Genomic DNA, 13,427 nt, shown 5'->3' on the forward strand with positions numbered 1-13,427 from the left:
GGCGCCCGGGTGCACCCCCCCTCGGTCATTCTCGTCTCGGGGGGGGGGGGGGTACGGGGGGCCGCGGGGGGGCACCACCCCCTGTGCAATTTCTACTGGGGGGCGCGCGCCCCCCCCCCCCCGCCCCGAGCCTTTTGAGCGATCATGAGCTTGACCCTCACACCGTGTGAGGCTCGAACCTGGAGGAGTCATGTTCAGTATCGGAGACTTCGCCAGGTTCGGATCGGTGTCGGTGCGAATGCTGCGCCATTACGACGAGATCGGACTGCTGCCGCCGTGCGAGGTGGATCCGTATTCGGGCTATCGGTTCTATGCGGCCGATCAGCTCGCGCGGCTCAACCGCATCGTCGCGTTGAAGGATCTCGGCTTCACCTTGCATCAGGTGGCCGAGATGCTCGACGGGCAGCTGTCCGCGGATCGGTTGCACGGCATACTGCAACTGCGTCGCGCGCAGCTGGCCAATCAGGTGGCCGCGGATACCGCCCGGCTCGCGAGCGTCGAGGCGAGGCTCCTGCGTATCGAAAGGGAGGGCGTCATGCCCGAGCAGGAAATCGTCGTGAAAGCACTGTCCGCCACGCTGGTCGCCGAAATGAGCGATGTGGCAGCCGAATCCGGTGAGGCCGCGGTCGGCCCGATCATCGAGCGGCTGTATGCCCGTCTCGGCAAGGCGATTCCGGAGTCCGGACTCACCATCACCGGCGCGCCGGTCGTGTATTACGAAGAGCTCGAGGAAGGTCTGCGCGTGCACGTCGCGCACCAGGTCGCCGGTGAGTCTGTCCCCGGCGCCGACTTCGACCTGCGGCGCCTGCCCGAGATCACCCACGCCGCCACGCTCGCCCACCGCGGCAGGCTCACCGACCTGTGCGTGTCCTTCGAGGCGATGGGGCGCTGGGCCGACGAACACGGATACACCCCCAACGCACCCATCCGTGAGGTCTACCTCAACGCCCCCGGCGATCCCGCGTCCGCCGAATGGGTCATCGAACTGCAGATGCCGGTCGTGCGGGCCACGCGTCCGTGACCCCTCACGCCCGCGCGTCGGCCTGATCCGGCAGGGATTCGGCCGAAGGTGCTCGAAACAGTGCGGCGCACAGCAATCGCTGTGCGCCGCACTGGATTCGGTGGCTAGTCCGGTCCGCCGTTCCCACTGCCGGACGGGGGCGGGATGCGCACGACGCGGTCGTCGTACTGGTTGGGATTGCCGTCGGGCTTGTTGACGGTGCCGGCCCAGATATTGCCGTCGCCGCCGATCGCCGCGCCGTCGAGGCGGCCGTACTTGTCCTGCGCCAGCAGCGCCGGCGTGGCGGTCACCGCGTGGGTGTTCTTGTCGGCCGCGGCGATGGCCAGCGCCTTCTGATTGGTCATGGAGATGGCGACCGCGTCGGTGGCGGCCGCGCAGCCCGCGACGCCCGGATGATCGGACCAGGTCCACGCCTTCACCGCGACGCCGTCGGCGCCGATACGTTGCAGCCGGTCCTCGGTGGCGGTGCGGTCGGTGAACCAGATGGAATCCTTGCCGTCCGCGCACACGCCGCCCGCCACGCCGATCCCGGACGCCATCACCTCGGGGGCCGCGCCGGGCGCGGGGGCGGTGATACCGAGCAGCTTCCCGGCCAGCGAACTGGTGTCCCCGGCGAGCACCGGGTTGCCCGCGTCGCCGGTCAGGACCAGCATGCGACCGTGCAGGAAGCTGATGGAACCGCGATTGCCGTTGGCGCCCTTCGGAATTCCGGTCAGGATTGGCTTGGGCGCGCCGCCGTCGGTGGAGACGCGCACCACCCGGTTGTCGCTCGGCGTCGTCACGTACGCGTAGAACAGGCCGTCCTCGTCGAAGGTGGGCGACAGCGCCAGGCCGGTGACCCCGCCGTCCCCGGAGGGATCGACGTCCAGCCGCGCCACCTCGACCGGCGCGGGCGGCTCGCCCTCGTCGGTGGCGACCACCTTCAGGATGCGCCCGGTGGTGCGTTCGGTCACCAGCGCGCTGCCGCCGTCGGGCAGCGCGACCAGACCGCCGGTGGTGTCCAGGCACGAGACCACCACGGCCAGATCGGGATCCACGCACGGCAGATCCGGACGCTTGGCATTGCTCGGCGGCGTCTTGGGGGTGGTGGTCTTGGGCTCGGCGTCCTGCCAGGTCGGCTCGGTGGTGAACGGGCTGGAGGCGCGATCGTCGAAGCGCGCGCACCCCGACAGCAGCACCGCGCCGAGTGTCATGCCCAGCACGATCCGCCCGGCGCCCGCGCGGACCATCCGTGCACCCACCCCGACACGGTCAGCGGCAACCAGACTCATGGTGGAGACGTTACGGAAAACCTGCCGTCACCGCTCGGACGGGGTATCGCAAAAAGGCGTGCCGTGGCGAAACAATCCACCGTGGCGTGAATCGGACAGCGGACACGCCCGCGTTCTGCCGGGTGCCGGACGGTTGCGGCTAATACTCTGGCCCGGGTGACGAACAAGCCGAACGAGCCGTCCGCCGCGGCGGGCGACGCCACGCCCGCAGCTCCGCGCCCAGCCGGTGCACCGGTCCGCAGCCCCTTCGACTCGCCGACCGAGCAGTTCGCCGCCCCGTCCGGCGTGCAGACCACCGAGACGATCACGCCGCCCGCCGACCCCCTCGGTCAGGCCGCCGAGCAGACCGGCCCGGCCACCGAACAACTCGGCCAGATCGGCGGCCAGGCGACCGAGAAGATCACGCCGCAGAAGGTCGGTCACGGCACCGAGCGGAATCTGCCGCGCACCGACGAGGAACTCGGCCTCGATCTGGACGTCCCGCTCTACTCACAGGTCAAGAACGCCATCCCGGGCGCGGCCGACAGCAGCACCGCCGAGCCGTCCTCGACCTACTCCTTCGCGAGCATCCCCCCGGCCCCGGCCGCGCCCCCGGAGAACAACGGCCGCCGCCGTCGCGACGACCGCCGCGGCACCCTGGACCTCGGACTCCTCTTGCTGCGCTTGGTCATCGGCGGCACGTTCATCTACCACGGCCTGCAGAAGGCCTTCGGCTGGTTCCACGGACCCGGCTTCGACGGCATCAAGACCTCCATGGAAGGGGGCGGCTGGAAGCATGTCGACCTGGCCGCGCCCATGCTCATCGCGGGCGAGCTCGGCGGTGGCGTGCTGGTGGTGATCGGCCTGGCCACGCCGCTGGCCGCGGGCGCGCTGCTCGCGGTGATCCTGGACGCGTGGATGTGGAAGCAGGGCATGGTGCCCGGTTTCCAGTACTCGGCCAAGACCAACTCGGTCGAGATCGACTCGATCCTGGTCGGCATCACCACCGCGCTCATCCTCACCGGTCCCGGCCGCTACTCGATCGACCGCAATCGCGCCTGGTCCACCCGCCCGTTCCTGGGCTCCCTGGCCGCGTTCGTCGCGGCGATGGCCGCGGCCATCCTGGTCTACATCTACCTGCACGGCGGCAACCCGCTCACCGGTATCGGCCCGTTCAAGTAATAGGCCGCGGCCGCGGACGACGTGGCCATGGGCTCGAAAAACCAAGCGGCCGGGCTCGATCCACTGGATCGAGCCCGGCCGATTCGTATCCGGGGTGCGGGGCGGGGGCCCCGCGGATCTCCTCGAGGAGTGTGTGGGGGCTTGCCCCCGGCCTCACTGGCGTGCGGTCCAGGCTTCCCACTCTTGGAAGGTCTCCTGGTGGAGCTGGAGCACCCGGCTCGACTTCGCGTCGATCTCGCGCTGCAGCAGCGCCCGGTGCGCCCCGATCCGAACCTGCTCGTCGGGAGTCGCCATGAACTCGGCATTGTCGAGGTCACGCACCTCGGCCGCCAGGGCCTCGGCGTCGGCGAGCAATTCGCGGGCCTCGGCATTGCGGGCGTCGGAGCGATGCAGCATCGCCGTGTAGTCGGCCAGCATGGATTCGGCCTTGCCGACGAATTCGGTCTCGGCCTGGCCGATGTATTCGATTGTCATTCCCTTGCTTTCTCGATTACGGCACGCGCCGGACGGCACCCTTGTCGGCGGAGGTGGCGAGCGCGGCGTACGCGCGCAGCGCGGTGGTGACCGGGCGCTCCCGGTTCACCGGCTGCCACGGCCGCTCGGAGGCTTCCATCTTCACGCGGCGCTCCGCGAGAACGTCTTCGGGAACCAGCAATTCGAGCGCGCGGGTGTGCACGTCGATGCGGATGCGGTCACCGTTCTCGATGAGTCCGATGGATCCGCCGCCGGCGGCCTCCGGGGACATGTGGCCGATGGACAGGCCGGAGGTGCCGCCGGAGAAGCGGCCGTCGGTGATCAGTGCGCAGACCTTGCCCAGGCCCACGCCCTTCAGGAACGACGTGGGGTGCAGCATCTCCTGCATGCCCGGACCGCCGCGAGGACCCTCGTAGCGGACCACGACCACATCGCCGGGCTGGATCTCCTTGCCCAGGATCTTGGAGACCGCTTCCTCCTGGGACTCGACCACCACGGCCGGGCCCTCGAAGGTGAACAGGTCCTCGTCGATGCCGGCGGTCTTGAGGATCGCGCCGTCGGGAGCGATATTGCCGCGCAGTACGCACAGGCCGCCCTCGACGGTGTACGCGTGCGGGACGTCGCGGATGCAGCCGCCCTCGGCGTCGGTGTCCAGCGAGGACCAGCGGTTGGCGGTGGAGAACGGCTCGGTGGTGCGGACCCCGCCGGGCGCGGCGTGGAACAGCTGCACGGCCTCGTCGGACGCCTTGCCGGAGCGCACGTCCCAGGTGTCGAGCCACTCGTCGAAGGAGGCGGTGTGCACGGTGGTCACGTCGGTCTCCAGCAGCCCGCCGCGGCGCAGCTCGCCGAGGATGGCCGGGATGCCGCCGGCGCGGTGCACGTCCTCCATGTGGTAGTCGGAGTTGGGGGAGACCTTCGACAGGCAGGGCACGCGACGCGAGATCTCGTCGATGGTCTGCAGATCGAAGTCGATCTCACCCTCCTGCGCGGCGGCCAGGGTGTGCAGCACGGTGTTGGTGGAACCGCCCATGGCCACGTCCAGCGCCATGGCGTTGCGGAAGGCCTTGGCGTTGGCCACGTTCCGCGGCAGCACCGAGGCGTCGTCGTCGCGGTACCAGCGGGTGGCGATGTCCACGATGACCTTGCCGGCCTTCTGGAACAGCGCGCGGCGGGCCTCGTGGGTGGCCAGGGTGGAGCCGTTGCCCGGCAGCGCCAGGCCCAGCGCCTCGGTGAGGCAGTTCATCGAGTTGGCGGTGAACATGCCCGAGCAGGAGCCGCAGGTCGGGCAGGCGGAGCGCTCGACCTCGCTGAGGCCCTCGTCGCTGACGGCCTGCGAGGCGCTGGCGGAGATGGCGGTGATCAGGTCGGTCGGGGCCTGCGCGACGCCGTCCACGATCACGGCCTTGCCGGCCTCCATCGGGCCGCCGGAGACGAACACGGCCGGGATGTTGAGCCGCATGGCGGCGTTCAGCATGCCGGGGGTGATCTTGTCGCAGTTGGAGATGCAGACCAGCGCGTCGGCGGTGTGGGCGTTGGCCATGTACTCCACCGAGTCGGCGATGATCTCGCGCGAGGGTAGCGAGTACAGCATGCCGCCGTGACCCATGGCGATGCCGTCGTCGACGGCGATGGTGTGGAATTCGCGCGGGACGCCACCGGCCGCCCGCACCGCCTCGGCCACGATCTCGCCGACGTCCTTCAGGTGCACGTGGCCGGGTACGAACTGGGTGTAGGAGTTCGCGATGGCGACGATCGGCTTCCCGAAGTCGGAGTCGGTGAGGCCGGTCGCGCGCCAGAGCGAGCGAGCGCCCGCGGCATTGCGTCCGACGGTGGTGGTGCGTGAGCGAAGCGGTGGCATTGGTCCTCGGTTCGTGTCGCAGGGGGCTGTTGAGCGACTGTCCGGTGGTTCACGACACGAGAATTCGGGTCTCGCGACGTTCTTCCGGCGGCTCTCAACGTTACTCCCGGCCCATGACCCCGATTACCGCCGGTGGAAACTCTGCACCCTCGAAACGCCTAGGACTTGCCGGATTCGCCCTCGGTCTCGGTGCCTTCGGTGTGAGATTCGTCCGCTTCGACCGGTTCGTCGGTTTCTTCCGGCTCCTGGGCGAACGGGTCCGGGATGCGCCCGCCCGAGGCGTCCACGAGGTCGGCGAGCCGGTTGTAGCCGACTGCGGGCAAGGTCACATCGGTGTCGTCGGCCAGGTGCAGCCGCAGGTACCCGCGCTTGGGGATGACCAGCCCGCGCACGTCGGCCCAGTCGATGTGCCGGGAGCCGAACAGGGTGCGGGCGTCGATGCCGTTGTCCGAGACGGTGGTCCGGGTCCGCTCGATCCACACCACCAGCGCGGCCGGGATCGCGAACAGGATCCACAGCACCTTGGGCGCCCCGAAGAACGGGAAGGCCACGGAGAACAGCAGGATGAACACCCCGAGGTGAGCGAGCCGGGGGATGCGGATCACGCGACCCGCGTCCGATTCGGCACCGGGCGTGTGGGACGATCGAGCAGGTGGCACGGACTGATGCTGTGAGGACACACCCACATCCTCGCATCATGGTGAACGGACCCGAACAACCGCACTGTCTCACATAATGAGACCCCATAGGTCAGCTGTTTGACTGAACGAGTAGCGCGCGCATACCGTCGAGCGCGTGAATCGAATCGAGTTGCTCGTAATCGGCCGGCGCGTCCAGCGCTGAGCCGACGACTGTAGGTCCATTACGTCAGCTCGCAGCTGCGACGCGCCACCCTCGAACAGCCCATGGCTGTCGGGGGCTTTTTTGTGTTCAGGCAAGTCCACGACTGGAACGACAAGCAGTAAGGAACCAAGACGGTGAGCGCACCTACCGCACGGCCCGGGCCCTCGGCCCGCAAGCCGGCGCCTTCGGCCACTCAGCCGACCGCGGCTCCGGCCGCGACCCCGAACCGCCGCCAGGTCCCGCCCGAGCGGGTCACCGGCGCGCAGTCGGTCGTCCGTTCGCTCGAGGAACTGGACGTCGACACGGTATTCGGCATTCCGGGCGGTGCGATTCTTCCCGTCTACGACCCGCTCTTCGATTCCACGAAGGTCCGCCACGTGCTGGTCCGCCACGAGCAGGGCGCGGGTCACGCCGCGACCGGCTACGCGCAGGCCACCGGCAAGGTGGGTGTGTGCATGGCCACGTCCGGTCCGGGCGCGACCAACCTGGTCACCCCGATCGCGGACGCGCAGATGGACTCGGTGCCGCTGGTCGCCATCACCGGCCAGGTCGGCCGTTCGCTGATCGGCACCGACGCCTTCCAGGAAGCCGACATCTCCGGCATCACCATGGCGTGCACCAAGCACAACTTCCTGGTCACCGACCCGATCGACATCCCGCGGATGATCGCCGAGGCGTTCCACATCGCCTCCACCGGCCGTCCCGGCGCGGTGCTGGTCGACATCCCGAAGGACGTGCTGCAGGCGCAGACCACGTTCTCGTGGCCGCCGGAGATGAAGCTGCCCGGCTACCGTCCGGTCACCAAGCCGCACGGCAAGCAGGTCCGCGAGGCCGCCCGCATGATCATGGAGTCCAAGGCTCCGGTGCTCTACGTCGGCGGCGGCGTGATCAAGGCCGACGCCTCGGCCGAGCTGCTCGAACTGGCCGAGCTGACCGGCATCCCGGTGGTCACCACCCTGATGGCGCGCGGCGCGTTCCCCGACACCCACACCCTCAACATGGGTATGCCGGGTATGCACGGCACCGTGGGAGCCGTTGCGGCGCTGCAGCGTTCGGATCTGCTGATCACCCTGGGCGCGCGTTTCGACGACCGCGTCACCGGCCAGCTGGACTCGTTCGCGGTCGGCGCCAAGGTGATCCACGCCGACATCGACCCCGCCGAGATCGGCAAGAACCGCCACGCGGACGTGCCGATCGTGGGTGACTGCCGCGAGGTCATCACCGAGCTGATCGAGACGCTGAAGGCCGATCCGGCCACCGGCGGCAAGACCCCGCTGCTGGACCTGACCGAGTGGTGGGGCTACCTGAGCGGTATCCGCGATGCCTACCCGCTGGGCTGGAAGACCCCGTCGGACGGTTCGCTGTCGCCGGAGTTCGTGATCGAGAAGCTGGGTCAGCTGGCCGGTCCCGAGGCGATCTACTGTGCCGGCGTCGGCCAGCACCAGATGTGGGCCGCGCAGTTCATCAAGTACGAGAACCCGCGCACCTGGCTGAACTCGGGCGGTCTGGGCACCATGGGTTACGCGGTGCCCGCGGCCATGGGCGCCAAGATGGGCATGCCGGACTCCGAGGTCTGGGCCATCGACGGTGACGGCTGCTTCCAGATGACCAACCAGGAACTGGCCACCTGTGCCGTGGAGGGCGTGCCGATCAAGGTCGCGCTGATCAACAACGGCAACCTGGGCATGGTCCGCCAGTGGCAGACCCTGTTCTACGAGCAGCGCTACTCCAACACCGACCTGGGCACCCACACCCTGCGCATCCCCGACTTCGTGAAGCTCGCGGAAGCGCTGGGCTGCCACGGTATTCGCGTGGAGAAGGAAGAGGACGTGGAGGCCGCGATCCGCGAGGCGCAGTCGATCAACGACCGTCCCGTGGTGATCGACTTCATCGTCGGCAAGGACGCGCAGGTGTGGCCGATGGTCGCCGCCGGCACGTCGAACGACGAGATCATGGCCGCGCGCGGCATCCGCCCGCTGTTCGACGACGACGAGCAGGCTTCCGAGCCGGCCGTCATCCACGAGGCCATGTCGCACGAGAAGGCTTCGCTGGCCGCCCACGAGCGCGCCTCCCAGAAGGGGACCGAGGAATGACCACCACCCACACCCTCTCCGTGCTGGTGGAGGACAAGCCCGGCGTGCTGGCCCGCGTGGCCTCGCTGTTCTCCCGGCGTGGCTTCAATATCCAGTCGCTCGCGGTCGGTGGCACCGAGATCCCGGAGATCTCGCGCATGACCATCGTGGTGACCGTGGAGGACCTGCCGCTCGAGCAGGTCACCAAGCAGCTCAACAAGCTGGTCAATGTCATCAAGATCGTGGAGCAGGACACCGATTCCTCGGTCGCCCGTGAACTGATCCTGGTGAAGGTGCGCGCCGACGCGAGTGTGCGCACCCAGGTGATCGAGGCCGTGAACCTGTTCCGCGCCAAGGTGATCGACGTGTCGCCCGACGCGCTGACCATCGAGGCCACCGGCACCCGCTCCAAGCTGGACGCGCTGCTGCGCATGATGGAGCCGTACGGCATCCGTGAGATCGTGCAGTCCGGCGTTGTCGCCGTGGGCCGCGGACCCAAGTCCATCACCGCGACCCGATAAAGCCCGCGATAACCGCTGGCCCGATACTTCTCACTAACCAAACAATCTGAAGGGAACCACTGTGGCAGTCGAGATGTTCTACGACGACGATGCCGATCTGTCGATCATCCAGGGCAAGAAGGTCGCCGTGATCGGCTACGGCAGCCAGGGCCACGCCCACTCGCTGAGCCTGCGCGACTCCGGCGTCGACGTGCGCATCGGCCTCAAGGAGGGCTCGAAGTCCCGTGCCAAGGCCGAAGAGGCCGGCCTGACCGTCGGCACCCCCGCCGAGGTCTCCGAGTGGGCCGACGTGATCATGGTGCTCGCGCCCGACACCGCGCAGGCCTCCATCTTCACCAATGACATCGAGCCGCACCTGAAGGACGGCGACGCGCTGTTCTTCGGCCACGGCCTGAACATCCACTTCGGTCTGATCAAGGCTCCGGCCAACGTCACCGTCGGCATGGTCGCCCCCAAGGGCCCCGGCCACCTGGTGCGTCGCCAGTTCGCCGACGGCAAGGGCGTTCCGGCCCTGATCGCCATCGACCAGGACCCGACCGGCACCGGTCAGGCGCTGGCCCTGTCCTACGCCAAGGGCATCGGCGGCACCCGCGCGGGCGTCATCAAGACCACCTTCAAGGAAGAGACCGAGACCGACCTCTTCGGTGAGCAGGCCGTGCTCTGCGGTGGCACCGAGGAACTGGTCAAGACCGGTTTCGAGGTCATGGTCGAGGCCGGTTACGCGCCGGAGATGGCCTACTTCGAGGTCCTGCACGAGCTCAAGCTGATCGTCGACCTGATGTACGAGGGCGGCATCGCCCGCATGAACTACTCGGTCTCCGACACCGCCGAGTTCGGTGGCTACCTGTCGGGCCCGCGCGTCATCGACGCCGGCACCAAGGAGCGCATGAAGGCGATCCTGACCGACATCCAGGACGGCACCTTCGTCAAGCGCCTGGTCGCCAACGTCGAGGGTGGCAACAAGGAGCTCGAGGGTCTGCGCAAGGCCAACGCCGAGCACCCGATCGAGGTCACCGGCGCGCAGCTGCGCAGCCTGATGAGCTGGGTCGACCGCCCGATCACCGAAACCGCGTAAGGTTTCAGGTACTCGAAAGGGCCCGGCATCCGATTCGGATGCCGGGCCCTTTCGTCGTCGTGTCCGGCTGCTCCCTCCCCGGTTGGGCACGCCGGCGTCACGCGGCGGCGCGGCGCGCGACCTTCTCCAGATCCACGCGCAGGGATCGGGCCAGCAGCGGTGCGATGACCGGCAGCAGGATTCTCGCGAACGTGGCGGTCGGTTCGATGTGCCAGCGGTAGGCGACCCGGGTGTTCTGTCCCTCGGGGTGGAAGTCGATCTCGTACCGGCCCCCGAAGGGACTGTCGAGCACCGCGTTGACCGAGCGGCAGGGTCGTTCGTACACGGTGTAGTCGGAGGTACTGCGGATGGCGCCGGGGCCGACCTTGGTCACCATCACGTAGCGGGGAGTGCCGTCGGCCCGCATCTCGTAGTGCTCGACCGCCGCGATCGAGTCGGACAACTCGACCAAGTGCTTCATCTCGTCACCGAAGACGAGATCCCAGGTCTGCTCCGGCCCGAGCGGAAACAGGGCCTCGCCGTGGATGGTTCGGGTGGTCATGGGCGTGCCATTCGTCGTAGTTGGTGCCGGGCATGGCGTTTCGCGCACGCCATCCGGATCAGGTAGACGGGGTTCGGGGGGACCCAGCCGAGCTGCTGTGCCATCCCGAGGTCGTCACGATTCGCCCAGTGCTCGGCGATCTTGCCGTTGTCGATTCGGAACCAATGGGATTGGGTGATCGCGAAGGGCTTGCCGGTGGCCGGGAAGACGGTGTCGACCCGGCCGTCCGCGGTGTGGAAGACGATGGCGCCGGTGTGGCGACCGCGCATGGTCGAGTTGACCGTGACGAGATCGCCGTCGGTGACGGCGTGGTGGATCTCGTACGACAAACCCTCGAATGCGGCCCGCAGCCACCGCGCCAGTTCGTAGAAGGCCGCGGGCCCGTTTCCCTTCGCCGCCGGCGGCGCGGCCCGGCGTTCCCGGGTGAAGCCGTCCTCGGCGATGACCTCGTCGAAGTCTGCGCGGCTGCCGCGCGCCATGGTGTGGATGCTGCGGATCGCAGTGGATTTCGGGTCGCTGGATACGGCCGTGAAGTTGGCGTTCATCATTGCCCCAAATGGATACAGTTAGACTGTATCTAAAGTATCGGACGGGTGATGAACGAAGTCAAGAGGTCATACGACGCCTCCCGACGCCGGGACCAGGCACGAGGGCGTCGGCGGGCGGTCGTGGTGGCGGCGCAGGAGCTGTTCGAGCGGGACGGTTTCCGTGCGACGTCGATCGCGGCGGTCGCGCGTCTGGCGGGGGTCTCGGCGGAGTTCGTCTACAAGGCGTTCGGCACCAAAGCCGCACTGGCCAAGGCGGTTTTCGACTTCGTGATCGGGGGCGACGACGAAGAAGTGCCGGTCGCGCAGCGTTCGTCCGTCCAGAACGCGCTGGCCGAACCCGACGTGCGGCGCAAGATCGAGCTCTATATCGACGGCCTGGCCCTGCGTCAGCAGCGCTCCGCGAAGGTCCAGATCCTCATTCGCGACGGGCGGCACACCGATGACGCGCTGGTGGAGGTCTGGCAGAAGCTGCTCGACGAGCGGCTCGCGGGCATGACCATGTTCGGGCGCCATCTGCTGGATACCGGGCAGCTGCGCGACGGGCTCGACCTCGACGAAGTCCGCGACGTCCTGTGGACCTCCATCGCCGTGGAGTTCTACGAACTGCTGGTCCTCGCCCGCGGCTGGTCGTTGGATCGCTACGCGCAGTGGACCGCGCGCGCTATTACGGCAGCCCTGACCTGAATGCGCGAAGGCCCGCCGGGGAATCCCGTGGCGGGCCTTCGCCGTTCGCGCGGGAAGGAGGGCCGCGCGAGCGTGGTTACCAGCTGCCGAAGCTGCCCGGCAGCATGTGCCGCCACCAGCAGTCGTTGTCGTGGCGGTGGGGGCGGTTCCAGTCGTCGCGATCGCGATCGCGCCACCAGGCGTCCCGATCCCGATCCCGGTCGTGACCGCGGTCCCGATCCCACCAGGGGTTGTTCTGCTGGTGCGGCCAGGCGACGTCGGCGGGCGCGCTGTCGACGGGCACCTCGGCGCTCGCCGGAATCGTCACAGCCGCAAGAGGAATCACAGCAATAGCACCGGCGACGGCCACGCGGGCCGCCGTCCGGCGTAGAAATGTCTGCTTCATGATCTGCACAATGCCCCAGTAACCTCCGCGCGGGGAATGCTTTTCCTGTGAATTCAGGGCCGAATGGTCCTTCTGTATGACATTCACCCCGAGACACCCTGAAACTCATTGCACGGCAACGGCCCCGCAGGATTCCTCCCGCGGGGCCGTTCGCAATTCGACTGTGGCAGTGGATCAGTAGTGCGTGCCGCCGTCGATCCGGATCTCGGTACCGGTGATGAACGCACCGTCATCCGACGCCAGCATGGCCACCACACCGGCCACCGTGTCCGGCGACGCGAAGCCCTGCCCGATACCCGGCGCCAGCTTCATGAACAGGCTCAGATCGGCGTCCGCGGGCAGACCCGGCCCCCGGCCGCTGGTCATATCGCTCGAAATCGACCCCGGCGCAACAGCGACCACACGCAGCCCCTGCTTGGAGTATTCCGCGGCCAGCGCGTGCGTCATCGACATGATCCCGCCCTTGGACGCCGCATACGCGGACATGTACGGGTGCGCGAAGAACGCGGACGTAGAGGTGAAGTTGACGATCACACCCTTGTCCGAAGCCAGCAACTGCGGCAGCGACTCCTTGATCATCAAGAAGGTGCCCGTCAGATTGATGGCGATAATCTTGTTGAAATCCTCGACCGGCTGCTCATGCGTATGCGCCGACCGCAGAATCCCCGCCGCATTGATCAGCGCATCGATCCCGCCGAGCGCCTCGGTAGCGGCAGCCACCCCAGCTTTCACCGACGCCTCATCCGAGATATCCACGGTCAGGGTCGTAAGCCGATCCCCATTCCCGTTCTCCGCCGCCTGCTTGGCAGTCTCCGCCAGCCCCGCCTCATTGACGTCAGCCCCCACAACCTGCCCACCCTCGGCCAGGATCCGGTGCACGGTAGCCCGCCCAATCCCCGACCCAGCCCCGGTGATCACTACTCGACGCCCGTCAAAACGCTCCATTGCGACTCTCCTTAGCTATGTTCCAGCC

The 13,427-nt window shown here is 68.1% G+C and carries 14 protein-coding genes; 6 read left to right on the forward strand and 8 right to left on the reverse strand.

Features of this window, described 5'->3' with window-relative positions; translation table 11 throughout:
• The first annotated feature begins 190 nt into the window (after positions 1-190).
• Positions 191-1,021 (forward strand): MerR family transcriptional regulator, encoded by an 831-nt coding sequence (locus ACFRAQ_RS20095; RefSeq protein WP_379101638.1) that lies wholly within the window; start codon positions 191-193, stop codon positions 1,019-1,021.
• Positions 1,022-1,125: 104 nt separating this feature from the next.
• Here ACFRAQ_RS20095 and ACFRAQ_RS20100 read toward each other — a convergent pair whose 3' ends face one another.
• Entirely contained in the window at positions 1,126-2,250 is a 1,125-nt protein-coding gene (locus tag ACFRAQ_RS20100) for a PQQ-dependent sugar dehydrogenase (protein WP_379102186.1), read from the reverse strand.
• A gap of 198 nt (positions 2,251-2,448) precedes the next feature.
• On the opposite strand from ACFRAQ_RS20100, the gene ACFRAQ_RS20105 reads away from it, so the two are divergent.
• A complete protein-coding gene (locus tag ACFRAQ_RS20105) occupies positions 2,449-3,453 on the forward strand; it encodes a DoxX family protein (RefSeq protein WP_379101640.1) in 1,005 nt (334 codons plus the stop codon).
• Positions 3,454-3,606: 153 nt separating this feature from the next.
• Here the strand turns inward: ACFRAQ_RS20105 and ACFRAQ_RS20110 are convergent, their stop codons facing one another.
• The 3 genes from ACFRAQ_RS20110 to ACFRAQ_RS20120 all read right to left on the reverse strand — a co-directional run bounded on the left by ACFRAQ_RS20110 (position 3,607) and on the right by ACFRAQ_RS20120 (position 6,444).
• Positions 3,607-3,927 carry a hypothetical protein gene (locus tag ACFRAQ_RS20110; RefSeq protein WP_379101642.1) on the reverse strand — a complete coding sequence of 107 codons (321 nt, stop codon included), beginning with the start codon at positions 3,925-3,927 and terminating at the stop codon, positions 3,607-3,609.
• Positions 3,928-3,943: 16 nt separating this feature from the next.
• Complete coding sequence (ilvD, locus tag ACFRAQ_RS20115) at positions 3,944-5,785, reverse strand: dihydroxy-acid dehydratase (RefSeq protein ID WP_379101644.1); 1,842 nt, start codon at positions 5,783-5,785, stop codon at positions 3,944-3,946.
• Between the two features lie 158 nt (positions 5,786-5,943).
• Positions 5,944-6,444, reverse strand: coding sequence for a PH domain-containing protein (locus ACFRAQ_RS20120; RefSeq protein WP_379101646.1), 501 nt, complete (start codon positions 6,442-6,444; stop codon positions 5,944-5,946).
• Positions 6,445-6,762: 318 nt separating this feature from the next.
• On the opposite strand from ACFRAQ_RS20120, the gene ACFRAQ_RS20125 reads away from it, so the two are divergent.
• The 3 genes from ACFRAQ_RS20125 to ilvC all read left to right on the forward strand — a co-directional run bounded on the left by ACFRAQ_RS20125 (position 6,763) and on the right by ilvC (position 10,296).
• Positions 6,763-8,721, forward strand: coding sequence for an acetolactate synthase large subunit (locus tag ACFRAQ_RS20125; RefSeq protein WP_357279268.1), 1,959 nt, complete (start codon positions 6,763-6,765; stop codon positions 8,719-8,721).
• The gene (ilvN, locus tag ACFRAQ_RS20130) at positions 8,718-9,221 is read left to right on the forward strand and encodes an acetolactate synthase small subunit (protein ID WP_040860049.1); all 504 of its coding nucleotides are present in this window, start codon (positions 8,718-8,720) and stop codon (positions 9,219-9,221) included. Before ACFRAQ_RS20125 ends, ilvN begins: the two co-directional genes overlap by 4 nt.
• A 73-nt stretch (positions 9,222-9,294) precedes the next feature.
• On the forward strand, positions 9,295-10,296 hold the full coding sequence (gene ilvC / locus ACFRAQ_RS20135) for a ketol-acid reductoisomerase (protein WP_213561376.1): 1,002 nt from the start codon (positions 9,295-9,297) through the stop codon (positions 10,294-10,296).
• Between the two features lie 97 nt (positions 10,297-10,393).
• Here ilvC and ACFRAQ_RS20140 read toward each other — a convergent pair whose 3' ends face one another.
• Positions 10,394-10,837 carry an SRPBCC family protein gene (locus ACFRAQ_RS20140; RefSeq protein ID WP_379101650.1) on the reverse strand — a complete coding sequence of 148 codons (444 nt, stop codon included), beginning with the start codon at positions 10,835-10,837 and terminating at the stop codon, positions 10,394-10,396.
• Positions 10,834-11,385: an ester cyclase gene (locus ACFRAQ_RS20145; protein ID WP_379101652.1), complete on the reverse strand. Its 552-nt coding sequence runs from the start codon at positions 11,383-11,385 to the stop codon at positions 10,834-10,836. The genes ACFRAQ_RS20140 and ACFRAQ_RS20145 overlap by 4 nt, the downstream gene beginning before the upstream one ends.
• A gap of 48 nt (positions 11,386-11,433) precedes the next feature.
• Here ACFRAQ_RS20145 and ACFRAQ_RS20150 point away from each other — a divergent pair, with 48 nt between their 5' ends.
• Positions 11,434-12,069 (forward strand): TetR/AcrR family transcriptional regulator, encoded by a 636-nt coding sequence (locus tag ACFRAQ_RS20150; RefSeq protein WP_379101654.1) that lies wholly within the window; start codon positions 11,434-11,436, stop codon positions 12,067-12,069.
• Positions 12,070-12,145: 76 nt separating this feature from the next.
• Here the strand turns inward: ACFRAQ_RS20150 and ACFRAQ_RS20155 are convergent, their stop codons facing one another.
• Entirely contained in the window at positions 12,146-12,454 is a 309-nt protein-coding gene (locus ACFRAQ_RS20155) for a hypothetical protein (protein ID WP_379101656.1), read from the reverse strand.
• A gap of 174 nt (positions 12,455-12,628) precedes the next feature.
• On the reverse strand, positions 12,629-13,399 hold the full coding sequence (locus tag ACFRAQ_RS20160) for an SDR family NAD(P)-dependent oxidoreductase (RefSeq protein ID WP_379101658.1): 771 nt from the start codon (positions 13,397-13,399) through the stop codon (positions 12,629-12,631).
• Positions 13,400-13,427 lie beyond the last annotated feature (28 nt).

Source organism: Nocardia sp. NPDC056611, from assembly GCF_042792755.1.
Classification (GTDB): Bacteria; Actinomycetota; Actinomycetes; order Mycobacteriales; family Mycobacteriaceae; genus Nocardia.